The sequence below is a fragment of the Nonomuraea sp. NPDC051941 genome, assembly GCF_044593615.1.
In genome coordinates this window covers 159,483-182,469 of the sequence record NZ_JBIUCF010000006.1, presented here as the reverse complement: position 1 = coordinate 182,469, position 22,987 = coordinate 159,483, and the positions used below count along the sequence as shown (strand labels likewise).

Sequence of the window (22,987 nt, the reverse complement as noted above, 5' to 3'; positions counted from 1 at the left end):
AGGGTCTCGACAGTCTCTCGTCTACTGGATATTCCATACAGTATGGAGAATGCAGTTAGAGACTGGCGCGGACGTTCGTACCTCCCCGGACCCGTCCCCGCCGACCGCACGCGCATGTTCTGGCTGGCCTGGGGGGCCATGGCAGCGATCAGCCCGCTCCAGTACGGCTACGCCGCCCTCCTCGCCAAGGAGGCCACCGGGCTCACCCTCCTGGCCGTCTGGATCGCCTGCCAGGCCGCGGGCGCCCTGCCCGCGCTCCACCTGGTACGGCGGGGCCGCCTCGGCGTCCGTACCAGCCTGGCCGCGGGAGCCGCCCTGAGCTTCGCCGGCCTCGCCGCGGCGGCCCTCCCGCTGAGCACCCCGGGCGCCTTCGCGGGGTACGCGCTCCTCGGCGGGCTGGGCGCGGGCCTGGTCTACGGGGTCTGCGGCGAGGTCGTCTCCTCCTGGTACCCCGAACGGCCCGCCGCCCGGGTCGGGCTGATCACCGGCGCCTTCGGCTACGGCGCGGTGCCCCTGCTCGTCTGGGCCGGGATCGCGCCGGCCGCCACGTCCACCGCATTCCTGGTCGCGGCGGTCGTCGCGCTGGCGGTCATCGGGACCGCGGCCCGGCACCTGCGGCTGCCTCCCGCGCTGTGGTGGCCCGCGGACGTTGACCCGCGCTCGCACGCGCTCGACGCGGCGCGGCTGCGCACGACGCCGGAGGCGGCCCGGCAGTTCGGGCCGGCGCAGGCGCTGCGCACGCGTACGCTGCCGGCGCTGGCCCTGATCCTGACGTGCGCGGGCGCGGTGTCGGTCTTCGACGTGATCGTGATCGCGGGGACCGCGTCGTGGGGCGCGCTGGCCGTCCTGGTGGCGCTGAACGGGGCCAGCCGGTCGGTGGCGATGCGCTGCTCGGAGCTGTACGGCCGGCGCCGCGTGCTCGCCGCCGTCCTGACCGCACTCGCCACCGGCCAGGTGCTCCTCGCCGCCGCCTACACCACCGCCCTCGCCACCACGCCACCCGGCGCCGGGCCCGTGCCGGCCGGAGGGCCGCTGTTGTGGTTCGGGGCCGTGGCGGCCGGGCTCGGCGGCGGGGCGTTCTACCCGCTGCTCGCCAGCCTGGTGCGGGAGTTCTTCGGGGTCGAGCGGGCGGGCGAGATCCACGCCGTCGTCTACAGCGCCAAGGCCCTGGCCGGAGCGGGAGCCGCCGCCCTGGCCCTGCTCGCCCTGAGCACCCCCGTGACCGCGCTCGCCGTCGCCGCCGCTCTCGCCGCCCTTCCGGCCCTGGCCATCCCCCGCCTCCGCATCCCCGGCCTCCCGGCCACCATCCCCTTGTGACACCCACCCGCCCCGCCGGTCACGGGCGCCGCCCTCCATCACCGGGGCGCCTGTGATAAGGCTCACGGCCAGGAAAGACCCCTGGCCGGTATGCTGTAGGCAGTCGACGAAAAACCGTAACGCAGCCCTGGAGACGTGACCATGTTGCTGTCGGATCAGGCCGGTCAGGCGGCGGCCACCAAGATTCCCCGCCCAGCCACGCTCCGCGAGAGCGTTATCGAGGCTATCCAGGAGCTCATCGTCTCCGGGCAGCTCAAGCCGGGCCAGCACCTCGTGGAGAGCGAGCTGGCCGAGCTGCTCGGCGTGTCCAGGCAGCCGGTCCGCGAGGCGCTGCAGCAGCTCAGCGGCGAGGGCTGGGTCGACCTGTTCCCCGGCCAGGGCGCGTTCGTGCACGTCCCGACCGTGGAGGAGGCCGACCAGCTGCTGGCCGTGCGCACGCTGCTGGAGACCGAGTCCGCCAGGCTCGCCGCCAAGCAGGCGGGCGAGGACGGCGTCAAGCGGCTGCGCGCGCTGTGCGCGCGGGGCATCGCGGCGGTGGAGGCCGACGACGTCGACTCCGCCGTGGCGACCAACTCCGAGCTGCACGCCCTGGTGACCGCCCTGTCGGGCAACAAGGTCCTCTCCGAGCTGGCCAGCCAGGTCGCCAGGCGGGTGCGGTGGTACCACACGCCGGTGGCCCGCCAGCGCGGCATGGCCTCGTGGGAGGAGCACACCTCGCTGATCGACGCCATCGAGGCGGGCGACGAGCGGCGGGCGGCCAAGATCATGCGCGAGCACACCGAGCACACCCGCGCCTCGTACATGGCTCAGCGCGAGCAGGAGCCCGTCCAGCCGGCGCCCAAGCCGGTGCGGCGGCGCCGGACGCGGCAGCCGGGTTGATCTGCCGTTCACAAGAGACCGCATGCTCCGAAACACCTCGGGTAGAGGATGGAGCCGGACGAATGGAGGTGCGTGACCATGAAGGCGTTCATCCGCTTTCTCCTCGGTGATCCCGCGGGCCAGGCAGCGGACGGCCGGGTGATCGGCCTGGGTCTGAGCACAGCTCTCAAGAAGCACTACTCCGCCGACGAAGCGGACCGCTACCTGCGCGAGTGGGCGGCCGCGGAGCACGACGTACCCAACTGTCCGCGTCACTGAGGAGCCGCGGCAGGGACGATCGCCCCGATGCCGCGGCGTGGTCAGCGTTCCACGGGCTCGGGCTCCACCCCCTCCGAGGCCGCGGCGGACGCCCTCGCGTCGCGGGCCGACTTGATGAGGCTCAGCACCGTGGTGACGGCGAGGGTGCCGACGATGACGCCGAGGGAGACCAGGATCGGGATCTCCGGCGCCCACGACACGCCGTCGTGGTGCAGGGCCTCGAGGATCAGCTTCACGCCGATGAAGGCCAGCACCACCGACAGCCCCTTGCTCAGGTAGACGAGCCGGTCGAGCAGCCCGCCGATGAGGAAGAAGAGCTGGCGCAGCCCCATGAGGGCGAAGGCGTTGGCGGTGAAGACCAGGTACGGCTCCTTGGTGAGGCCGAAGATGGCCGGGATGGAGTCGAGCGCGAAGAGCAGGTCGGTGGTCCCGATGGCGACCATGACGATCAGCATCGGGGTGACCATCCTGCGGCCGAGGTGCACGGTGAGCCGGGCGCCGTGATAGGTGTCCGTGGTCGGGAGCACCCGGCGCACCGCGCGCAGGGCGACGTTCTCGGAGAACTCCGCCTCGTCGTCCTCGCCGCCCATGAGTTTCCACGCCGTGTAGACGAGGAAGGCGCCGAAGACGTAGAAGAGCCAGTCGAACCTGGCCACCGCGCCCGCGCCGGCCGCGATGAACGCGCCGCGCATCCCCAGCGCCAGGATGATGCCGATGAGCAGCACCTTCTGGCGGTACTCGCGCGGCACCTGGAAGCGGCTCATGATCAGTAGGAAGACGAAGAGGTTGTCCACGCTGAGCGAGTACTCGGTGATCCAGCCGGCGAAGAACTCCCCGCCGTGCGCGGGGCCCGACAGCAGCAGGAGTCCGACGCCGAAGGCAGCGGCCAGGGCGACGTAGAACGAGACCCAGGCCACGCACTCCTTCATGGACGGCTCGTGCGGCCTCCTGGCGACGAGCCAGAAGTCCACGGCGAGCACGACCGCGAAGCCGGCGATCGTGGCCAGCCAGATCCAGGGCGGCAGGTTCACCGGCGGGCCCCCTTCCGTGCGCGCAACATCCCGGCGTGCCGGACGTAGAGGCCGAGCAGGTCCTTGGCCAGCGGGTTGGCGGCGGCGCGGCGGATCAGCCAGTACGGCATGATCCGCTCGTGCAGCCAGACGAAGCCGATCGCGAAGCCGAGGCTCACCATCGCCTGGTACGCCAGGAACGGCAGCACTCCGTCGGCCAGGCCGATCCCGACCAGGCTCTCCTGCGCGAGCCGGGACACGGGGAAGGCCGCCACCCAGTACAGGCCGACCGGCCCGAAGGTCCCCGGACGGAACACGCCGTGGCCGAGCAGCACGCCGTACAGGCCGCCGAAGAGGGCGAGCGGCACGGCGAGCGACAGGGCCGACAGCGCGGCCATCCCGGTGGGCTGCCCCGCGAACAGGGTCAGCCCACCGGCCATGGCTCCGGCGACGGCTCCGATCGACGCCCCTGGCAGGGCGAGTTCGAGGCTGTGCCGTCCGTCCATCAGCCCACGACCACGCCGAAGGCGAACAGACTGTAGAACAGCATCCCCAGGTAGAACACCGCACCGAAGCCGATGATGACGTTCGTCCACCACTTGGGCCTGATCGGTTTGGGCAGCATGCGGTTGTTCACCAGGAGCAGGGTCACGCAGTACGCCCCCATCGCGAACGTCGACAGGAACGCCAGCGTGTCCAGGATCCCGCTCGGCCCGTCGGCCGGTCCGAACAGCAGGATCAGGATGCCGAAAAGGATCACGCCCCAGAGGAAGACCCCGTACAGGCGCGACATGCCCAGCTTCTTCGCCCCGGGCACGAAGTGGTACGTCATGTCAGCCTGGCCCCGGGAGAAGGAGTCGAACAGCCCCAGGGTGGCGTTCAGGCCGATCAGCGCGATGAACCCGAGGAACACCGCCCCGAGCACCGAGCTGCCCGCGTGGGAGACGGCGTTGGCCATCGCGGTGAGCGCCACCTCGCGGTCGTCACCCTGGATGACGGTCCGCACGCCCGGGTTGAGCCGCACGGCGGACTGCGCGATCACCGTGAACGAGATCGTCACCAGCATGGTGACGCCCCAGAACAGCAGCAGCGCGTCGAACGTGACCCAGCGCCGCCACCCCTTCCACTTGGCCATCTCGGCCGGGTCCTCGGTGTCGAACATGAACCCGCGCGCGGGCATCTCCTCCTGCTGCCCCGCGTGCCGCAGCCCGCGGATCTGCGGGATGTGCGCGCCCATGCCGGCCCCGGAGTCACGCAGGTGCAGCGTGTACCACATCTGCTGCATGCCGGAGGGTCCGGCGAAGGCGCACGCCCCCACGATGACGGGGAACCAGGCCGCCGACATGGCCTCCGACGGGAAGTAGCCGAAGGAGAACATGCCCGAGAGCGTGGAGGCCACGTCGCCCCAGGAGCCGACCATGGCCGCGACCACCGCCGTGCCGATCACGAGTGTGCCGATGAGCAGCGACAGCACGTTCTCCAGCACGTTGTAGATCACCTTGGCCAGGCTGAACACCACGCCGACCAGGACGAGCCCGACGATGGCGGTCACCATCCACGGGATGCCGGTGATCTCCTCGAACGCCGCCGCTCCGGCCGACAGGTGTCCCGGCCAGATGTAGACGGCGATGGCCACGATGAAGAAGAACCACATCAGCGGCTTGAACACCCGGGCCGCGCCGGAGAAGATGCTCTCCCCCGTCGCCATGGCGTAGCGTGCCATCTCCAGCATCACGAAGGCCTGCAGCGTGACGCCGATCAGGAACAGCCACCTGATCTCGGGCCCGAACAGCAGCACCAGCCTGGGCCACATGTACGACTCGCCCATGCCCACGCCCAGCGCGACGAGGAAGACCGTCGGCCCGAGAATGTGCACCGACGGAGGCGCGTCGGGCAGCTTCCTGATGGGCATCGGCGCGAGCCGGCCCGCTTTCCATACTCGTTCGTCCTCGACCGGCGGCGTGGCCGTCGCCGGTGGTGTTTTCGATGTGTCCACCTACGGACCTCCTGGGGGGTTGTTGCTTCCTCGTGCGCCCCGATTAGCCCCCTCACCCGGCTTGTTGCGCTCGGCTCTTAGCGCAACAAGCCGGCAGCCCTGGCCCAGCGGTATTTCGCGCCGAGGACCGCCACGGGCTTCTCCGTCGTGTACGGGTACGCGACCACGCCGTGCTCGAACAGGTACTCGCTGGCCTCCTCTACCTCGGTGTCGCCGGCGAGCGACGCGACGACCGGCTTGACGTTGCCCTTCGCCCGCTCCTCCGCCACGACGCGGGCGATGAGCTCGGCGAAGACCATCGGCGGCGTCACGATCGTGTGCCAGTAGCCCAGGACGAGCGCGTGGATGCGCTCGTCGGCCAGGCCGAGGCGGACCGTGTTCTCGTAGGTCGAGGGGGGTTCGCCGCCGGTGATGTCGATGGGGTTGCCCGCCGCGCCGAACGGCGGGATGTAGGCGCGGAAGGCCGCGTCCAGGTCGGGCGGGATGTCCATGAGCGTCAGGCCGGCGTCCACGATGGCGTCCGACAGCAGCACGCCGGAGCCGCCCGCCCCGGTGATGATGACGACGTTCTCGCCCTTGGGCGCGGGCAGGATCGGCAGCGCTCGGGCGTATTCGAGCATGTCGTTGAGGCCCGGCGCGCGCACGACCCCGGCCTGCCGCAGGATGTCGTCGTAGACCTTGTCGTCGCCCGCCAGCGCGCCCGTGTGCGAGCCCGCCGCCCGCGCGCCCATCGCGGTGCGGCCGGCCTTGAGTACGATGACCGGCTTCTGCCTGACGACCCGGCGCGCGGCCTCGACGAAGCCGCGGCCGTCCTTGAGGTCCTCCAGGTGCATGGCGACGGCCTTGGTGTTGTCGTCCTGCTCGAAGAAGGTCAGCAGGTCGTCCTCGTCCACGTCGGCCTTGTTGCCGACGCCGACGATGGCCGAGACGCCCATCTTGGTGGTGCGGCTGAAGCCCAGGATGGCCATGCCGATGCCGCCGCTCTGCGAGGTCAGCGCCACGCTGCCCTTGACGTCGTACGGGGTGCAGAACGTCGCGCAGAGGTTCTCCGGGGTGTAGTAGTAGCCGTAGATGTTGGGTCCGAGCATGCGCACGCCGTGCCTGCGCGCGATCTCGACGATCTCCTTCTGCCCCTCGACGTTCCCCGTCTCGGCGAACCCCGACGGGATCATGATCGCGCCCGCCACGCCCTTGCGCCCGGTCTCCTCCAGCGCCGGCGCCACGAACTTGGCGGGGATCGCGAACACGGCCACGTCCACGTCGCCGGGCACGTCCGAGATGCTCTTGTACGCGGTCAGCCCCATGATCTCGTCGGCCTTGGGGTTGATCGGGAAGATCTGCCCCTGGTAGCCGCCGTTGATGAGGTTGCGCATGACCGAGTTGCCGATCTTGCCGGTCTCGGCGGAGGCGCCGATCACGGCCACCGAGCGCGGCTTGAAGATCCGCGTCATCTGCCGGAGGATCTCCTCCCGCGACAGGCGGGCGACCTCGGCGGGCTTGTCACCGATGAGGATGCGTACGTCGGCGGCGACCGCGCCGTTGGCGTCGGCGAAGACGGGGTTGAGGTCCACCTCGACGATCTCGGGGAAGTCGGAGACCAGCCGGCCGACACGCTCGATCAGCTCCGCCAGCGCCTGGCGGTCGGCGGGCTCGGCCCCCCGGGCACCACGGAGCACTTCTGCCGCCCTGATGTCGTCCAGCATCCCAAGCGCATCTTCTCCCGAGACGGGGGCGAGCCGGAAGGTCACATCCTTGAGCACCTCGACCAGGACGCCGCCCAGCCCGAACGCGATGACCTTGCCGAACGTGGGATCGGTGACGGCGCCGACGATGACCTCGTGGCCGCCGCCGACGAGCTGCTGCACCTGGACGCCGTCGATGGCGGCGTCGGCGTTGTACGCGCGGGCGTTGGCGAGGATCGTGTCGTAGCCCGCGCGGACCTCCTCCGCGCTCTTCAGGCCGACCAGCACGCCGCCCGCGTCCGTCTTGTGCAGGATGTCCGGGGAGACGATCTTCAGGACGACCGGGAGGCCGATGCGCTCGGCGATGGAGACCGCCTCGTCGGCGGAGGTGGCCAGGCCCTCGCCCGGGGTGGCGATGCCGTACTCCTCGCAGATCTTGCGCCCCGCGGGGGCGGTCAGGGCCGTGCGGCCCTCGGCGAGCGCCTTCTCGATGACTTCCCTGACTGCGCCCATGGTCGCGCTCCCTACGGGTCCTCCCTGGTTACGCAAGCTGCCGCTGTCGGACCCTACTCGCCGCTCCACTAGATGACTCCGTTCGTCTTCAGTTGGGCCAGCTCGTCCGCGCTGACGCCGAGCTCGCCGTAGATCTCCTGGTTGTGCTCGCCGAGCAGGGGCGGGGTGCGGACGTCGACCGGGGAGTCCGACAGCTGCAGCGGGCTGCCGACGGTCACGAACTCGCCGCGCTCCGGGTGGTCGACCGTGACGACGATGCCCTCCTCGCGCAGGCTCTCGTCCTGGACCAGCTCCTTGGTGGACAGGATCGGCCCGCACGGGATGTTCTCGGCGTTGAGCTGGTCGAGGACCGTCCACTTGTCGTGGCGGATCGTCCACTCCTCGATGAGCTGGAACATCTTGTCCAGCTTCGGCAGCCGCGCCTCGGGCGTCGCCCACTCGGGGTCCTCGGCCAGTTCGGGGCGGCCGATGATGTTCGAGATGGGCTTCCAGCCGACCGGCTGCACGATCACGTAGATGTAGTCGTTGGGTCCGCCGGGCGCGCAGCGCACCGCCCAGCCGGGCTGGCCGCCGCCGCTGGCGTTGCCCGAGCGGGGCACCTCGTCGCCGAACGTCTTGTTCGGGTACTCGCGCAGCGGGCCGTGCGCCAGGCGCTGCTGGTCGCGGAGCTTGACGCGGCACAGGTTCAGCACGGCGTGCTGCATGGCCACCTGTACGCGCTGCCCGCGGCCGGTCTGCTGGCGCTGGTAGAGGGCGGCCAGGATGCCGGCGACCGCGTGGATGCCGGTGCCCGAGTCGCCGATCTGCGCCCCGGTGGCCAGCGGCGGGCCCTCCTCGAAGCCGGTGGAGGTCATCGAGCCGCCCATGGCCTGGGCGATCACCTCGTACGCCTTGAACTTGGCGTACCTGCCGGTGCCGAAGCCCTTGATCGAGGCGTAGATCAGGCGCGGGTTGAGCTCCTGGAGGCGGTCCCAGGTGAAGCCCATGCGGTCGACCGCGCCCGGGCCGAAGTTCTCGACCAGGATGTCGGCGCTCCTCACCAGGTCGGTGAAGATCTCCTTGCCGCGCTCGCTCTTCATGTTGAGGGTGATACTGCGCTTGTTGCAGTTGAGCATCGTGAAATAGAGGCTGTCGACGTCCGGGAGATCGCGGAGCTGCTGCCGGGTGATGTCGCCGGTCGGGGCCTCCAGCTTGACGACGTCCGCGCCCAGCCAGGCGAGCAGCTGGGTGCAGGACGGGCCCGACTGGACGTGGGTCATGTCGAGGACGCGGACACCTTCGAGAGCCTTCATCTGGGCGCTCCCCTACTTGTACATCGTCTGGTTCATGGTTCCCGGGGCGTAGACCTCTGGATCGACCCACACGTTGATCAGCGAGGGCTTGCCCGACTCCCTGGCCCGCTCCAGCGCGGGGCGGATCTCGGCCGGGTCGCGCACCTCCTCGCCGTGGCCGCCGAGCAGCTTGGCGAAGTCGCCGTAGCGGATGTCGCCGAGGGTGTTGCCGACGCGGGCGCGGTCCTCGCCGTACTTGGCGGCCTGGCCGTACCTGATCTGGTTCATGGACGAGTTGTTGCCGATGACCCCGATGAACGGCAGGTCGAAGCGGACCATGGTCTCGAAGTCCCAGCCGGTCAGGCTGAAGGCGCCGTCGCCGAACAGGCAGAGCACCTCCTTGTCGCGCCGCGCCTGCTTGGCCGCCATCGCGAAGGCCATGCCGACGCCGAGCGTGCCGAGCGGTCCCGGGTCCATCCAGTGGCCGGGCGACTTGGGCTGCACGACCTGGCCCGAGAAGGTGACGATGTCGCCGCCGTCGCCGATGTAGATCGTGTCCTCGGTGAGGAACTCGTTGATCTCGTGGACCAGGCGGTAGGGGTCGATGGGCTGGGCGCCGGAGAGCTGGCGGGGCAGGCGCTTCTCGTACGCCTGGGTCTCGACCGCGCGCAGCTCGTCCATCCACTCCTTGCGCTTGGTGACCGCGTTCTCGATGCGGCCGCTGGCGGCCTGGGCCGCCGCCGCTAGGACGAGGCCGGCGTCGCCGACGATCCCCAGGTCAATGTCGCGGTTCTTGCCGACCGTGCGGTAGTCGAGGTCGATCTGGACCACAGCGGCGGTCGGCGACAGGCGCTTGCCGTAGCCCATCCGGAAGTCGAACGGGGTGCCGACGATGATGATCAGGTCGGCGTTGGTGAAGGCGTACCTGCGGCTGAGCTGGAAGTGGTGCGGGTCGCCGGGCGGGAGCGTGCCGCGGCCCGAGCCGTTCATGTACGCGGGCACGTTCAGGGCCCGGACGAAGTCGATCGCGGCGTCCGTGGCCCGGCACGTCCACACCTGGCTCCCGAGCAGGATGCACGGCTTTTCCGCGTGCGCCAGCATGTCGGCCAGCCGCTCGATCGCCTCGGGGTCGCCCTGCTGGCGGGTCGAGGCCCGGTAGTGCCCGGTCTTGGGGATGCGCGCCTTCTCCAAGGGGACCTTCGCGTCGAGCACGTCGCGCGGGATCTCCAGGAACGACGGGCCCGGAGCGCCGTGGTAGCACTCGCGGAAGGCCATCGACACGATGTCCGCCACCCGCTCCGTGCTCGGCACCGTGGCCGCGAACTTGGTGATCGGGCTCATCATGTCCACGTGCGGCAGGTCCTGCAGCGAGCCCATCTTGTGCTGGCTCAGCGCTCCCTGGCCGCCGATGAGCAACATGGGGCTCTCCGCGCGGAAGGCGTTGGCCACGCCGGTGACCGCGTCGGTCGTGCCCGGCCCGGCGGTGACCACCGCGCAGCCGGGCTTGCCGGTGATGCGCGCGTACCCGTCGGCCGCGTGTGCCGCCACCTGCTCGTGGCGTACGTCGATGACCTCGATGCCCTCATCGACGCAGCCGTCATAGATATCGATGATGTGGCCGCCGCAGAGCGTGTAGATCACGTCCACACCCTCGGCCTTGAGTGCCTTGGCTACGAGATGACCACCAGAGATCGTTTCCGACATCATGCCACCCTTTCCGGCGTCGGCTGTCTTCCGCATACTGCATACCGTATGACCGCAATGGTTACTCCCTCCCGTTCGGCCTGTCTAGCCCCCAGGGGGCAACTCGATCAGCTCGACCTGCTCACCGGCCCACCCCGGAGGGACGACGGCCAGCGCGTCCGCCAGCGCCGCCCCCCACAGCGAACCCGGCCGGTCGTGCCCCACCGGCACCGCGCCCCGGCCCGACCTCCGGACCGGCACGAGCCGCGTGTCGCGCGGGTGCGCCCGCACCGCTCCGGCCAGCGCCGACGTCTCCGTGCGGACGGGGATCCCGGCCAGCTCGCGCAGGATGGGCGCGAGCAGCGTGAGGGCCGCGCCGAGGGCCGCGAACGGGTTTCCCGGCAGGCCGACGACCAGCGCCCCTCCCGGCAGCCGGGCCAGGAGCTGCGGGTGCCCGGGCCGCACCGCGACACCGTCGACGATCACGTCGGCGCCGAGGTCGCCGAGCACGGCCCGGAGGTGGTCGGCGGGCCCCTTGGACGACGCGCCGCACACGGCGACCACGTCCGCCGCCCCGGTCTTGAGTGCGGCGTGGAGCGCTTCCCGGCCGTCGGGCAGCACGTCGGTGCTCGCCACCCGGCCGCCGGCCCACGCCACCAGCCCCGGCAGGAACGGGCCGATGGCGTCGCGCACCCGGCCCGGCGCGGGCAGGCCCTCGTGCACGACCTCGTCCCCGGTGATCAGCACCGCGACCCGCGGGCGGAGCCGTACCGGCAGCTCGTCGTGGCCCAGCGCGGCGGCCAGCCCGAGCGCCACCGGGGTCACCACCGCGCCCGCGCCCAGCACGACCGCGCCCTCGGCGATGTCCTCGCCCCGCCGCCGGATGTGCCGCCCGAGCTCGGCGGCACCGTTCACCCGCGCCCCGTCCACCGCGGCCTGCTCGTACGGCAGCACCGCCGACGCCCCCGCGGGCGTCGGAGCGCCGGTGGCGATCTCGACCGCCTCCCCCGGCCGCAGCTCCTCCCCGTAGCAGGCGCCGCCGGCCAGAACCCGGCCGACCACCCGCCACGGACCGGCACCGGCCACCGCGTAGCCGTCCATCGCCGAAACGTCCACCCCGGGCACCGCCACCAGCGCCGTCAACGGCGCGGCGAGGCGGCCGCCGAGAGCATCGGCGAGCAGCACGGACGCGGGTTCGAGGGGCGTCGCGGCCCCCTTCGCGAGGGCCCGCGCGGTCACCCAGGTCGTTGATTCCACCACTAGATCATGCCGAAGAACGGTCACAGGCATGCTCCTTGACCCACGTTTTTCCATACTGTATACCGAATGCAAGTATGAGGCGAAGGCGAGAACGGAGCGCGGCTTGGCATCCTCCCCTTGCTAACAAGGGGACTCCCACTCTCACGGGTGAGGTTTCCTGCTTCACCGCCGGTCGCCCGTCAGGAAGGACTTCCTTGAGGCCTTACACCAGCTCCACAGGCGTTTCAGCTCTCCGCCAGCCCGGCGGCGAGGAGGTTCACGGCAGCGTTCACATCTCGATCATGGACCACTCCGCAGTGCGGGCAGCCCCAGCTCCGAATCTGCAGGGGTATCTGCTGCCGGAGCTTCCCGCATGCCGAGCAGAGCTTAGAAGAAGGCAACCAGCGGTCCACGACCACGAGGTTGCGCCCATACCAGGCGCTCTTGTACTCCAGCAGGGACCGCAACTCCCGCCAGGACGCGTCCGAGATGGCGCGCGCCAGCGAGTGGTTCTTGACCATGTTTCGGACGGCCAGGTCCTCGATCACGACCGTTTGGTTCTCACGGACGAGCCGAGTCGACAACTTGTGCAGGAAGTCACGACGCCGGTCGACAATCCGCGCATACACTCGCGCCACGCGCAGACGGGCCTTTACCCGGTTGGCCGAGCCCTTTTCCTTACGAGCCAGCTTCTGCTGAGCACGGGCCAGCTTGCGCCGATCCGCCCGCTCATGTTTCGGGTTGACGATCTTCTCCCCGGTGGACAAGGCCACCAGCGAGGTGATGCCCGCGTCCACGCCCACCGCGGCCTCCACAGGGGCGAGAGGTCGAACCTCCTCCTCCACCACGATGGACACGAACCAACGCCCGGCCGCATCGTGCGACACCGTGATCGTGGATGGTTGCGCCCCTTCGGGCAGCGGACGCGACCATACGATGCGCAGCGGATCATCCATCTTCGCCAAGGTCAATCGGCCGTCCCGCCAGCGAAACGCCGATCGGGTGTACTCGGCACTCGCCCGCGACTTCTTGCGCGATTTGAACGCCGGGTATCTGGCCCGCCTGGCAAAGAAATTCACAAACGCCGCCTGCAGGTGGCGCAGCGCCTGCTGCAACGGCACCGACGACACCTCGTGCAGGAAGTCGTATGCGCCGCTGCGTTTCCATGCCGTCAACATGGCCGAGGACTCAACATAGGAGATACGACGGCCTGCTTCGGCATATGCGCGGGTGCGCTCTTCCAGGGCTTTGTTGTAGACGAGGCGCACGCAGCCGAACGTGCGGGCAAGCTCTTGGGCCTGCTCGGCGGTCGGGTGGAAGCGGTACTTGTAGGCCCGCTTCACGATCTGCCCCATGCCGCACAGTCTACTGCGTGATCATGCGAGATTCGAGAGCATGTTCGATATAGCGGCATTGTTCCGACTTTCCCCCACCTTGGAGGAGGGGGCCCTCCGGCCTTAAGGAGATCTGATGAAGGTCGCTGTTCTTGGCGCCGGCGCCATCGGCGCATACGTGGGGGCCGCCCTCCACCGGGCGGGAGTCGAGGTGCACCTCATCGCGAGAGGCGAGCACCTGCAGGCGATCCGGCGCGCCGGTGTGCGGGTGCTCACCCCCAGAGGCGACTTCACCGCCCATCCCCATGCCACCGACGACACCACCCAGGTCGGCCCGGTGGACCACGTCTTCCTGGGCCTCAAGGCGAACAGCTACGCCTCCGCGGGCCCCATGATCAGGCCGCTCCTGCACGAGGCCACGAGCATCATCGCCGCGCAGAACGGCATCCCGTGGTGGTACTTCCACGGGCTCAAGGGCCCCTACGAGGGCTACCGCATCGAGAGCGTCGACCCGGGCGGCGCGGTCACGACCGCGCTGCCCCTGCACCGTGCCGTCGGCTGCGTCGTGTACGCCGCCACCGAGATCGAGCGGCCCGGCGTGATCCGCCATCTTGAGGGCACCCGCTTCTCCATCGGCGAGCCGGACGGCGAGCTGACCGAGCGGTGCGCCGCCTTCAGCCAGGCCGCGATAGCCGGCGGGCTCAAGTGCCCGGTGGAGCGCGACCTGCGCAAAGACGTGTGGGTCAAGCTCATGGGCAACATCGCCTTCAACCCGATCAGCGCGCTGGCCAGGGCGACGATGGCCGGGATCTGCCGCCACGACGGCGCCAGGGAGCTGGTCGTGGCCATGATGCGGGAGACCGTCGAGGTGGCCGGGCGGGTCGGCTGCGACCCGGGGATCTCCATCGAGCGCCGCCTGAAGGGGGCGGAGAAGGCGGGCGAGCACAAGACCTCCACGCTGCAGGACCTGGAGAAGGGCAAGCCGCTGGAGTTGGACGTGCTGCTCGCGGCGGTGGTCGAGCTGGCCGACCTCACCGGCGCCGAGGTGCCGACGCTGCGTGCCATCCACGCGGTGAGCGACCTCCTCAACGCGAACCTTGTCCGCGCGGTCTAGCGGGGAATACCGTAGCCTGTATACAGAATGGAGGGATCATGAGCTATGACCGCCTGACCCATCCACTGGTGCGTGAGAACGGCGTGCTGCGCAGGGCGACCTGGGAGGAGGCCCTGGAGCGGGCGGCGGAGGGCTTCCGCCGCAACCTCGCCGCGCATGGGCCCGACTGCTTCGCCATGTTGTCGTGCGCCCGTTCCACCAACGAGATGAACTACGTCGGGCAGAAGTTCACCCGCGTGGTGATCGGCACCAACAACGTGGACTCCTGCAACCGCACCTGCCACGCGCCGAGCGTGGCGGGGCTGTCGGCGGTGTTCGGCAGTGGTGGCGGCACGTCCTCCTACCAGGAGGTGGAGGACACCGATGTGATCGTGATGTGGGGTTCGGCGGCGCGTAACGCCCACCCCATCTTCTTCCAGCACGTGCTGAAGGGCATCCACAACGGCGCGCGGATGTTCGCGGTGGACCCGCGCCGCACCGGCACCGCCCAGTGGGCCGACCTGTGGCTGGGACTGAACGTGGGCACGGACATCCCCCTCGCCCACGCGGTGGCCAGGGAGATCATCCACGCCGGGCTGCACAACGAGGCGTTCATCGAGCGGGCCACGATCGGGTTCGAGGAGTTCAAGGAGTCGGTCGAGCCCTGGACGCTCACCACCGCCGAGCAGGTCACCGGTGTGCCCGCGCACGCCATCCGCGAGCTGGCCCACGCCTACGCCCGCGCCGACCGCGCCCAGCTGTGCTGGACGCTCGGCATCACCGAGCACCACAACGCGACGGACAACGTACGGGCCCTGATCAATCTGTCCCTGCTCACCGGCCACGTCGGCCGCTACGGCTCCGGCCTGTCGCCGCTGCGCGGCCAGAACAACGTGCAGGGCGGCGGCGACATGGGCGCCATCCCCAACCGGCTGCCCGGCTTCCAGGACATCCTCGACCCCGGTATCCGGGCGCGTTTCGAGAGCGCGTGGGGCAGGGAGATCCAGCCCCGCTACGGCCTCAACCTCACCCAGATGCTGGAGGCCATGGCCGACGGCGAGGTGACCACCTGCTATCTCATCGGTGAGAACCCCGTGCAGTCCGAGGCCGACTCGCTGGCCTGCATCAAGCGCCTGTCCATGCTCGACCACCTGGTCGTGCAGGACATCTTCCTCACCAAGACCGCCCAGATGGCCGACGTCGTGCTGCCCGCCAGCGCCGCCTGGTGCGAGGCGGACGGCACGTTCACCAACAGCGAGCGCCGGGTCCAGCGGGTGCGCAAGGCCCTGGATCCGCCGGGCGAGGCGCGCGACGACATCTGGATCATGTGCGAGCTGGCCCGCAGGCTGGGCCACGACTGGCACTACGACGGCGCCGAAGAGGTCTGGAACGAGCTGCGCGCCATGTCGCCCCAGCACCACGGCATGAGCTACCAGCGGCTGGCCGACCTGCAGGGCATCCAGTGGCCCTGCCCGTCGGAGGACTCGCTGGAGCCGCCCTACCTGCACGGCAGGCTGTGGGAGAGCGACCCGGTCAGGCGGGGCGTGCCGGCGCCGTTCGCGGTGCTGCGCCACTCGCCTCCGGTGGACCTGCTGGACGAGGAGTATCCGCTGCGGCTGACGACCGGGCGGCGGCTCGACTCGTACAACACGGGCGTGCAGTCCTCCGGGTTCGCCTCTCCCCTGCGCCGGGGCGAGACGGTGGAGCTCTGCCCCGAGGACGCCGACCGGCTCGGCGTCGTCGCGGGCGAGGAGGTGCGGATCAGCTCGCGGCGCGGGTCGGTGGTCGCGCCGGTGTTCATCGACCCCGCCCTGCGGCCGGGGCTGGTGTTCATGACCATGCACTTCCCGGACGAGGTGGACACCAACTCGCTCACCATCGAGGCCACCTGCCCGATCGCGGGCACCGCCGAGTTCAAGGCGGCGGCCGTACGCGTCGAGAAGCTCGTGAAGGCCGGGTGATCAGATGGATCTGAGGTTCCGTGGCGCAGAGCCGTCCGACGAGGAGCGCGCGGCCGTCGACGCCCTGCTCGGGCCGCCCGCGTCGGCGTGGGACGGCGGCGGGAGGACCGAGGCCGACCTGCGGGTGGCCGCCCGCGCCGAGTCGCAGCGCGACATGCTGCTGCCCGCGCTGCACGCGGTCAACGACCGGGTCGGGTGGATCAGCGAGGGCGCGCTCGACTACATCTGCCGCCGCCTGACCGTGCCGCCCGCCGAGGCGTACGGGGTGGCGACGTTCTACTCGCTGTTCTCCATGGAGCCGCGGCCGAAGCGGGTGCTGCACGTCTGCACCGACCTGGCCTGCCAGGCCAAGGGTGGCGAGGACGTACGCAGGCGGGTGGAGGAGCGGCTCGGCCCGCCCGGCAAGGCGTGGCACGAGAGCCCCTGCCTGGGCCTGTGCGAGCGGGCCCCCGCCGCGCTCGCCCTGGAGGCGGGCACGCCTCCCAAGGCCCAGGTGTACGCGCCCGCGAACGCCTCCCTGACCCTGGACTCCCCCATCCCCAACGGCACCACCCCCAGCCTCGACGTCGCCGGTGACGCCCCGGTGGCGGCGGCCGTGCCGCAGGCCGGGCAGGACGGGCTGACCCTGCTCAGGAGGGTCGGCACGACCGATCCCGCGAGCCTGGACGACTACCGGGCGGCCGGCGGCTACAGCGCGCTCAGGAGAGCCTTCGAGCTGGGGCCCGCCGGGGTCATCCGGGAGGTCCTGGAGTCGGGGCTGGTCGGCAGGGGCGGCGCCGCGTTCCCGACCGGCCGCAAGTGGGACGCCACCGCGCGCCAGCCCGACCACCCGCACTACCTGGTCTGCAACGCCGACGAGAGCGAGCCGGGCACGTTCAAGGATCGCGTGATCATGGAGGGCGACCCGTACGCGCTGGTGGAGGCGATGACGATCGCCGCCTACGCCACCGGCTGCGCCAAGGGATACCTCTACATCAGGGGCGAATACCCCAGAGCGACCGCGCGGCTCCAGCACGCCATCGCGACCGCCCGCGCGCGGGGCCTGCTCGGCGACGACATCCTTGGCAAGGGCCTGTCGTTCGACATCGAGCTGCGCAGGGGCGCGGGCGCGTACATCTGCGGCGAGGAGACCGCGATCTTCAACTCCATCGAGGGGCAGCGGGGCGAGCCGCGCAGCAAGCCGCCGTTCCCCGTGGAGAAGGGGCTGTTCGGCAAGCCGACCGTGGTCAACAACGTCGAGACGCTGGTCAACGTGCTGCCGATCCTGGAGCGCGGCGCCCGGGCGTACACGGCGGCCGAGCCCAAGCTGTTCTGCGTCTCGGGCGCGGTCGAGCGGCCCGGCGTGTACGAGCTCACGTTCGGGACGACGTTGCGCGAGCTGCTGGACATGACCGGCACCACCGGCACGACGAGAGCGGTGCTGCTCGGCGGCGCGGCCGGCGCGTTCGTCACCGACCTGGACATCCCGCTCACCTTCGAAGGCACCAGGAACGCGGGGGCGACGCTCGGCTCCGGCGTGGTGCTCGTCATCGACGACACCGTGGACATGAAACGGCTGCTGCTGCGCATCGCGGAGTTCTTCCGCGACGAGTCCTGCGGCCAGTGCGTGCCCTGCCGGGTCGGCACCGTACGGCAGGAGGAGGCCCTGCACCGGCTGTCGCGCCGGGTCTCCGACGATGATCTCGTGCTGCTGCGCGAGGTCGGCCAGACCATGCGGGACGCCTCGATCTGCGGCCTCGGACAGACCGCCTGGAACGCCGTCGAATCGGCCATCGACCGTCTGGGAGTGTTCAAATGATCCCGCTCCAGCCGCCCCGGCGGCTCATCGACGTCCAGATCGACGGCGAGGACGTACGGGTGCCGGAGGGCTCGACGATCCTCGACGCCTGCCACGCGGCGGGCAAGGACATCCCCACCCTCTGCTACGGCGACACGCTGACCCCGAAGAACGCCTGCCGCGTCTGCGTCGTGGAGGTGGAGGGCGCCAGGACGCTGGCGCCCGCCTGCTCCCGCAAGGCCGAGGCCGGCATGAAGGTCGGCACCGACACCGAGCGGGCCCGGCAGAGCCGCAAGGTGGTGCTGGAGCTGCTCGGCTCCTCCGTGGACCTGTCGACCACGCCTCGCGCCGCCGAGTGGGCCGAGGAGTACGGCGCCGACCCCACGCGGTTCGGCGACGACGCGGCCACGGTCGAGCAGCCCGCCAAGGTGGACAACGACCTCTACGTGCGCGACTACAGCAAGTGCATCCTGTGCTACAGGTGCGTGGACGCCTGCGGCGACCAGTGGCAGAACACCTTCGCCATCGCCGTCGCGGGCCGTGGGTTCGACGCGACGATCTCCACGGAGTTCGAGGCGCCGCTCACCGACTCGGCCTGCGTCTACTGCGGCAACTGCGTAGAGGTGTGCCCGACGGGCGCGCTGTCGTTCAAGACCGAGTTCGACATGCGGGCCGAGGGCACCTGGGACGAGTCGCGGCAGAGCGAGACCACGACGGTCTGCAGCTACTGCGGGGTCGGCTGCAACCTGACCCTGCACGTGCAGGACAACAAGATCGTCAAGGTGAGCTCGCCGCACGACAATCCGGTGACCAAGGGCAACCTCTGCGTCAAGGGCCGCTTCGGGTACGGCTATGTCTAGGGCGCTCATCCGGGCCGAGGGGAGCGCTCATGTCTAGGGCGCTCACGCGAGCCGAGGGGAGCGCTCATGTCTAGGGTCGCGGTGAAACGGCGGATCCTGCGGGTCAAGGACACCGCCCGCATCCCCAAGGTCGACTCGCTGGCCGCCGAGGAGCCGCTGGAGATCCGCCTCGACGGGACGCCGCTGACGGTCACCATGCGCACGCCCGGCGACGACTTCGACCTGGCCGCCGGGTTCCTGGTCAGCGAGGGGGCCGTGGGCGCGGCCGACGACATCGCCACGATCCGCTACTGCGCGGGCGCGACGGTGGACGGCGGGAACACGTACAACGTGCTCGACGTGCGGCTGGCGCCCGGTGTGACGGCGCCCGCGCCGCGCAACTTCTACACCACGTCCTCCTGCGGCGTCTGCGGCAAGGCGTCGCTGGAGGCGGTACGCACGGTGGCTCGCTGGAGCGCCGGGGACGACCCGGTCGAGCTGGCGCAGCCGACCGTCGCCGCCCTGCCGGACCGGCTGCGCGCGGCCCAGCGGGTGTTCGACCGGACCGGGGGCCTGCACGCGGCCGGCCTGTTCACGTCCGACGGCGAGCCGCTGTGCGTGCGCGAGGACGTGGGCCGGCACAACGCGGTGGACAAGCTGCTCGGCTGGGCCCTGCGCAACGACCGGCTCCCTTTGCGCGGGACCGTCCTGATGGTGTCGGGCCGGGCCTCGTTCGAGCTGGTGCAGAAAGCGGTCATGGGGGGCATCCCGGTGCTCGCCGCTGTCTCGGCGCCGTCGTCGCTCGCGGTCGAACTGGCCGCGGAGGAGGGGCTGACGCTCATCGGGTTCCTGCGCGGAAACTCGATGAACGTCTATACGGGCGAGCGCCGCCTGAGCATCACCCCGAGCGCCGGCTATGGCTCGGCCGGCGCACACTCACCGGGGTGATGGCGGGATGCCGCACGGCACCCCTGGCCCCCAGCGTGCCGTCGGCATCCCCTCCCTGCTTATTGCCTCCGCTTCGCGGAGGCGGGCTCGGTCGCTGCGAGCCGTCGCCTTCCCTCGTCACTCCGGTCGCTACGCTCCCTGCGCTCCTCAGTCCAGGCACGGCGCTCCCTCGCCGGGATTTTGACAACCATTTTCATTTTGGCGCATACTGACTCACATGATGTCAGGATTTTCCCGGTCGTACGCCGTCGGATTGCTGGCCGGGGCCACCCTCCTCACCACCGCCGCCTGCGGATCCGGCTCCGCCGAGACCGCCGCAGGGGGCAGGCCGGAGGTGGTCGCCGCGTTCTATCCGCTCCAATGGCTGACCGAGCAGGTGGGAGGATCCGACGCGCACGTGACCGTTCTGACCGCCCCCGGCGTCGAGCCGCACGACCTCGAGCTGAGCATCCAGCAGGTGACCGAGATCCAGAAGGCGGCGCTCACGGTCTACATCAAGGGCGTGCAGCCCGCCGTGGACGACGCGGTCGACGCCGACAAGAGCTTCGACGCCGCCACGGCCGTCACGACCCTGCCCGCGAGCGGGCACGAGGAGGGCGAGGAGGAGCACGGCCACGAGGTCTCGTACGACCCGCACCTCTGGCTGGACCCCGCCCGCCTGGCCACCATCGCCACCAAGCTCGGCGAGCGCCTGGCCACCGCCGACCCGGCGCACGCGCAGGCGTACAAGGACCGCGCCGCCAAGACAGCGGGCGCGCTTGGAACGCTCGACCAGGAGTTCGCCAAGGGCCTGAGCACGTGCAGGACCAAGTCGCTGGTCACGGCGCACGAGGCGTTCGGCTACCTGGCGGACCGTTACAAACTCAAGCAGGTCGGCATCACGCTCGACCCCGAGACCGAGCCGTCGCCCGCGCGCATCTCCGAGGTGGCCAAGCTGGCCAAGGCCGAGGGTGTGACCACGATCTTCACCGAGTCCCTGGTCAGCCCCAAGGTGGCCGAGGTGCTCGCGAACGAGGTGGGCGCGAAGACCGCCGTGCTCGACCCGCTGGAGAGCCGGCCCTCCGGCGATTACCTGTCGGCCATGCGCGATAACCTCAAAACCCTACAAACAGCACTGGGGTGTACGGCATGAGCGAAACGGCCTTCGCGATGACCGACGGCCGGGTCTCCTTCGATGGCAAGCCCGTCCTCCGGGGGATCGACCTGACCGTCTGCCCGGGGGAGGTCGTCGCCCTCCTGGGGGCCAACGGCTCGGGCAAGTCGACGCTGGTCCGCGCACTGCTCGGCCTCACGCCGCTCACCGGCGGCTCGACGCTGATGTACGGGTCCCCGCCGGGCAGGTTCCGCGACTGGTGGCGCATCGGCTACGTGCCGCAGCGGCTCCAGGTCGGGGGCGGCGTGCCCGCCACCGTACGCGAGGTCGTGGCCTCGGGCCGGATCGCCAGGCAGAGCCGGCTGCGCAGGACCAGCCCGGCCGACAAGGCCGCCGTGGCCGGCGCGCTGGAGGCCGTCCGGCTGACCGACCGCGCGAACGACCCCGTCCAGTCGCTGTCCGGCGGCCAGCAGCAGCGGGTGCTCATCGCCCGGGCGCTGGCCGGGGAGCCGGACACGTACGTGATGGACGAGCCGACGGCGGGCGTGGACGCCGACACGCAGCAGTTGCTGGCCGACACGCTGGCCGGGCTGGTGCGCGACGGCAAGACGGTGGTGCTGGTCGCGCACGAGCTGGGGCCGCTGGAGCCGATCATCACGCGCGGCGTGGTGATCCGCGAGGGCCGCGTCGCGCACGACGGCAGGCCGCCGCGCCCGGAGGGCGACTGCGCCCGGCCGGGCCACGAACATCAGCATCCGCACGCGGCCACGCCGGCCGCGGGGCCGTTGACCGGCTGGCAGGGGGAGGCGCCGTGAACGGCGGCCGACGGAGGGAACCGCGATGATCATGGACCTGCTCCAGGAGCAGCTCTTCCAGCTCGCCCTGGTGGCCGCGCTGCTGGTGGGCCTGTGCGCGCCCGCCGTGGGGACGTTCATCGTGCAGCGCAGGCTGGCGCTGCTGGGTGACGGCATCGGCCACGTGGCGCTGACCGGCGTCGCCCTCGGCTTCCTGACCGGCACCACGCCCGTGCTCACCGCCGTGATCGTCTCCGTCGTCGGGGCGGTGGCCATCGAGCTGGTCAGGGCGCGCGGGCGGACGAGCGGCGACGTGGCGCTGGCGCTGCTGTTCTACGGCGGGATCGCGGGCGGCGTCATGCTCATGGGCATCGCGCCGGGCGGCAGCAACGCCAAGCTCAACTCCTACCTGTTCGGCGCCATCGCCAGCGTCACGGTCCAGGACATCTGGGTCATCGCCGCGCTGGCCGTGGCCGTGATCGGCGTGGTCGTGGTCTTCGGCAGGGAGCTGTTCGTGCTCTGCCAGGACGAGGAGATGGCCAGGGCGAGCGGCCTGCCGGTCCGCTTCCTCAGCCTGCTGATCGCGGTCACCGCCGCGCTCACCGTCGTGATCGCGATGCGCGTGGTGGGTCTGCTGCTGGTCAGCGCGCTGATGGTGATCCCGGTGGCCACCAGCCAGCAGCTCACCCGGGGTTTCCGCACGACGATGGGGCTGGCCATGCTGTTCGGGGTGCTCGCCTCGGTGGGCGGCCTGCTCGCCTCCACCTACTCGGCCAAGGTGCCTCCCGGCGCGGCGATCGTGCTTCTTGCTCTCGCCGGCTTCGTCCTGGCCCTCGGTGTCGGTAAATTCGTACGCCGAGGCCGTACCCAGGAGTCGACAGTGAGCGAGCGACCGAAGATGCGCGTGGAGGAGGTCGCATGACGACGAGACGCGACGCCGTGCACGACACCCTCCGCAGGAGCGAGGGGTTCCGCAGCGCGCAGGACGTCTATGCCGAGATGCGCCTGCACGGGGCGAAGATCGGCCTGACCACCGTCTACCGCGCCCTGCAGGCGCTGGCCGACGGCGGGCAGGTCGACGTGCTGCGTACGGACGAGGGCGAGTCCGTCTACCGGGCGTGCGCCAGCGACGTCCATCACCACCACCTGGTCTGCCGCCGCTGCGGCCACACGGTGGAGGTGGCCGGTCCCGCGGTCGAGCGGTGGGCCGAGGCGGTGGGCGGCGAGTACGGCTTCACCGAGATCACCCATACGGTCGAGGTCTTCGGCACCTGCGCCGCCTGCTCCAAGGGCTGACCGG

Annotated in this window: 19 protein-coding genes and 1 pseudogene; 12 read left to right on the top strand and 8 right to left on the bottom strand. The window is 70.7% G+C overall.

Going from position 1 to position 22,987, the window contains the following annotated elements; translation table 11 throughout:
• Positions 1 to 42 precede the first annotated feature (42 nt).
• The 3 genes from ACIHFD_RS13680 to ACIHFD_RS13670 all read left to right on the top strand — a co-directional run bounded on the left by ACIHFD_RS13680 (position 43) and on the right by ACIHFD_RS13670 (position 2,454).
• A complete protein-coding gene (locus tag ACIHFD_RS13680; RefSeq protein ID WP_397367107.1) occupies positions 43 to 1,317 on the top strand; it encodes a hypothetical protein in 1,275 nt (424 codons plus the stop codon).
• Between the two features lie 141 nt (positions 1,318 to 1,458).
• Positions 1,459 to 2,196, top strand: a complete 738-nt coding sequence (locus tag ACIHFD_RS13675) for a GntR family transcriptional regulator (protein WP_350725084.1) — start codon at positions 1,459 to 1,461, stop codon at positions 2,194 to 2,196.
• 78 nt (positions 2,197 to 2,274) lie between these two features.
• Positions 2,275 to 2,454: a hypothetical protein gene (locus ACIHFD_RS13670; RefSeq protein ID WP_350725083.1), complete on the top strand. Its 180-nt coding sequence runs from the start codon at positions 2,275 to 2,277 to the stop codon at positions 2,452 to 2,454.
• A gap of 41 nt (positions 2,455 to 2,495) precedes the next feature.
• On the opposite strand, the gene ACIHFD_RS13665 is transcribed toward ACIHFD_RS13670, so the two are convergent.
• From ACIHFD_RS13665 to ACIHFD_RS13630, 8 genes and pseudogenes are all read right to left on the bottom strand, one after another.
• Positions 2,496 to 3,485 (bottom strand): TerC family protein, encoded by a 990-nt coding sequence (locus ACIHFD_RS13665; protein ID WP_350725081.1) that lies wholly within the window; start codon positions 3,483 to 3,485, stop codon positions 2,496 to 2,498.
• Positions 3,482 to 3,970, bottom strand: a complete 489-nt coding sequence (locus ACIHFD_RS13660; protein ID WP_397367106.1) for a hypothetical protein — start codon at positions 3,968 to 3,970, stop codon at positions 3,482 to 3,484. The genes ACIHFD_RS13665 and ACIHFD_RS13660 overlap by 4 nt, the downstream gene beginning before the upstream one ends.
• Entirely contained in the window at positions 3,970 to 5,460 is a 1,491-nt protein-coding gene (locus ACIHFD_RS13655) for an Nramp family divalent metal transporter (protein WP_397367105.1), read from the bottom strand. The genes ACIHFD_RS13660 and ACIHFD_RS13655 overlap by 1 nt, the downstream gene beginning before the upstream one ends.
• 77 nt (positions 5,461 to 5,537) lie before the next feature.
• Positions 5,538 to 7,655, bottom strand: a complete 2,118-nt coding sequence (locus ACIHFD_RS13650) for an acetate--CoA ligase family protein (RefSeq protein WP_397367104.1) — start codon at positions 7,653 to 7,655, stop codon at positions 5,538 to 5,540.
• 68 nt (positions 7,656 to 7,723) lie between these two features.
• Positions 7,724 to 8,947: a formyl-CoA transferase gene (gene frc, locus ACIHFD_RS13645; protein ID WP_397367103.1), complete on the bottom strand. Its 1,224-nt coding sequence runs from the start codon at positions 8,945 to 8,947 to the stop codon at positions 7,724 to 7,726.
• 12 nt (positions 8,948 to 8,959) lie between these two features.
• Entirely contained in the window at positions 8,960 to 10,666 is a 1,707-nt protein-coding gene (locus tag ACIHFD_RS13640) for a thiamine pyrophosphate-binding protein (protein ID WP_397367102.1), read from the bottom strand.
• Between the two features lie 48 nt (positions 10,667 to 10,714).
• Positions 10,715 to 11,899 (bottom strand): molybdopterin molybdotransferase MoeA, encoded by a 1,185-nt coding sequence (locus tag ACIHFD_RS13635; protein WP_397367101.1) that lies wholly within the window; start codon positions 11,897 to 11,899, stop codon positions 10,715 to 10,717.
• 124 nt (positions 11,900 to 12,023) lie between these two features.
• Positions 12,024 to 13,203, bottom strand: a pseudogene (locus ACIHFD_RS13630) (RNA-guided endonuclease InsQ/TnpB family protein); the annotation flags it as partial.
• 115 nt (positions 13,204 to 13,318) lie between these two features.
• Here ACIHFD_RS13630 and ACIHFD_RS13625 point away from each other — a divergent pair.
• The 9 genes from ACIHFD_RS13625 (at position 13,319) to ACIHFD_RS13585 (ending at position 22,983) form a co-directional block, all read left to right on the top strand.
• Complete coding sequence (locus ACIHFD_RS13625) at positions 13,319 to 14,296, top strand: 2-dehydropantoate 2-reductase (RefSeq protein WP_350725070.1); 978 nt, start codon at positions 13,319 to 13,321, stop codon at positions 14,294 to 14,296.
• 38 nt (positions 14,297 to 14,334) lie between these two features.
• Positions 14,335 to 16,236 carry a molybdopterin oxidoreductase family protein gene (locus tag ACIHFD_RS13620; RefSeq protein ID WP_397367100.1) on the top strand — a complete coding sequence of 634 codons (1,902 nt, stop codon included), beginning with the start codon at positions 14,335 to 14,337 and terminating at the stop codon, positions 16,234 to 16,236.
• Between the two features lie 4 nt (positions 16,237 to 16,240).
• A complete protein-coding gene (locus ACIHFD_RS13615; protein ID WP_397367098.1) occupies positions 16,241 to 18,034 on the top strand; it encodes an NAD(P)H-dependent oxidoreductase subunit E in 1,794 nt (597 codons plus the stop codon).
• Positions 18,031 to 18,873 carry a 2Fe-2S iron-sulfur cluster-binding protein gene (locus ACIHFD_RS13610; RefSeq protein WP_397367097.1) on the top strand — a complete coding sequence of 281 codons (843 nt, stop codon included), beginning with the start codon at positions 18,031 to 18,033 and terminating at the stop codon, positions 18,871 to 18,873. The genes ACIHFD_RS13615 and ACIHFD_RS13610 overlap by 4 nt, the downstream gene beginning before the upstream one ends.
• Positions 18,874 to 18,939: 66 nt before the next feature.
• Positions 18,940 to 19,800 (top strand): formate dehydrogenase accessory sulfurtransferase FdhD, encoded by an 861-nt coding sequence (fdhD, locus tag ACIHFD_RS13605; RefSeq protein WP_397367096.1) that lies wholly within the window; start codon positions 18,940 to 18,942, stop codon positions 19,798 to 19,800.
• A 217-nt stretch (positions 19,801 to 20,017) separates the two neighbouring features.
• Positions 20,018 to 20,932 carry a metal ABC transporter substrate-binding protein gene (locus ACIHFD_RS13600; RefSeq protein WP_397367095.1) on the top strand — a complete coding sequence of 305 codons (915 nt, stop codon included), beginning with the start codon at positions 20,018 to 20,020 and terminating at the stop codon, positions 20,930 to 20,932.
• A complete protein-coding gene (locus ACIHFD_RS13595) occupies positions 20,929 to 21,708 on the top strand; it encodes a metal ABC transporter ATP-binding protein (protein WP_397367093.1) in 780 nt (259 codons plus the stop codon). Before ACIHFD_RS13600 ends, ACIHFD_RS13595 begins: the two co-directional genes overlap by 4 nt.
• A gap of 28 nt (positions 21,709 to 21,736) precedes the next feature.
• Positions 21,737 to 22,609 carry a metal ABC transporter permease gene (locus ACIHFD_RS13590; RefSeq protein ID WP_350725343.1) on the top strand — a complete coding sequence of 291 codons (873 nt, stop codon included), beginning with the start codon at positions 21,737 to 21,739 and terminating at the stop codon, positions 22,607 to 22,609.
• Complete coding sequence (locus tag ACIHFD_RS13585; protein WP_397367092.1) at positions 22,606 to 22,983, top strand: Fur family transcriptional regulator; 378 nt, start codon at positions 22,606 to 22,608, stop codon at positions 22,981 to 22,983. Before ACIHFD_RS13590 ends, ACIHFD_RS13585 begins: the two co-directional genes overlap by 4 nt.
• The last annotated feature ends 4 nt before the right edge of the window (positions 22,984 to 22,987 follow it).

Excerpts from the sequence above, each read along its gene's own strand:
- ACIHFD_RS13585 (WP_397367092.1), top strand. The coding sequence starts at position 22,606 with ATGACGACGAGACGCGACGCCGTGCACGACACCCTCCGCAGGAGCGAG.
- ACIHFD_RS13650 (WP_397367104.1), bottom strand. The coding sequence starts at position 7,655 with ATGGGCGCAGTCAGGGAAGTCATCGAGAAGGCGCTCGCCGAGGGCCGC.
- frc (WP_397367103.1), bottom strand. The coding sequence starts at position 8,947 with ATGAAGGCTCTCGAAGGTGTCCGCGTCCTCGACATGACCCACGTCCAG.
- ACIHFD_RS13620 (WP_397367100.1), top strand. The coding sequence starts at position 14,335 with ATGAGCTATGACCGCCTGACCCATCCACTGGTGCGTGAGAACGGCGTG.
- ACIHFD_RS13615 (WP_397367098.1), top strand. The coding sequence starts at position 16,241 with ATGGATCTGAGGTTCCGTGGCGCAGAGCCGTCCGACGAGGAGCGCGCG.
- ACIHFD_RS13670 (WP_350725083.1), top strand. The coding sequence starts at position 2,275 with ATGAAGGCGTTCATCCGCTTTCTCCTCGGTGATCCCGCGGGCCAGGCA.
- ACIHFD_RS13600 (WP_397367095.1), top strand. The coding sequence starts at position 20,018 with ATGATGTCAGGATTTTCCCGGTCGTACGCCGTCGGATTGCTGGCCGGG.
- ACIHFD_RS13635 (WP_397367101.1), bottom strand. The coding sequence starts at position 11,899 with ATGCCTGTGACCGTTCTTCGGCATGATCTAGTGGTGGAATCAACGACC.
- ACIHFD_RS13595 (WP_397367093.1), top strand. The coding sequence starts at position 20,929 with ATGAGCGAAACGGCCTTCGCGATGACCGACGGCCGGGTCTCCTTCGAT.
- ACIHFD_RS13640 (WP_397367102.1), bottom strand. The coding sequence starts at position 10,666 with ATGCGGAAGACAGCCGACGCCGGAAAGGGTGGCATGATGTCGGAAACG.
- ACIHFD_RS13675 (WP_350725084.1), top strand. The coding sequence starts at position 1,459 with ATGTTGCTGTCGGATCAGGCCGGTCAGGCGGCGGCCACCAAGATTCCC.
- ACIHFD_RS13660 (WP_397367106.1), bottom strand. The coding sequence starts at position 3,970 with ATGGACGGACGGCACAGCCTCGAACTCGCCCTGCCAGGGGCGTCGATC.
- ACIHFD_RS13680 (WP_397367107.1), top strand. The coding sequence starts at position 43 with ATGGAGAATGCAGTTAGAGACTGGCGCGGACGTTCGTACCTCCCCGGA.
- fdhD (WP_397367096.1), top strand. The coding sequence starts at position 18,940 with ATGTCTAGGGTCGCGGTGAAACGGCGGATCCTGCGGGTCAAGGACACC.
- ACIHFD_RS13625 (WP_350725070.1), top strand. The coding sequence starts at position 13,319 with ATGAAGGTCGCTGTTCTTGGCGCCGGCGCCATCGGCGCATACGTGGGG.
- ACIHFD_RS13610 (WP_397367097.1), top strand. The coding sequence starts at position 18,031 with ATGATCCCGCTCCAGCCGCCCCGGCGGCTCATCGACGTCCAGATCGAC.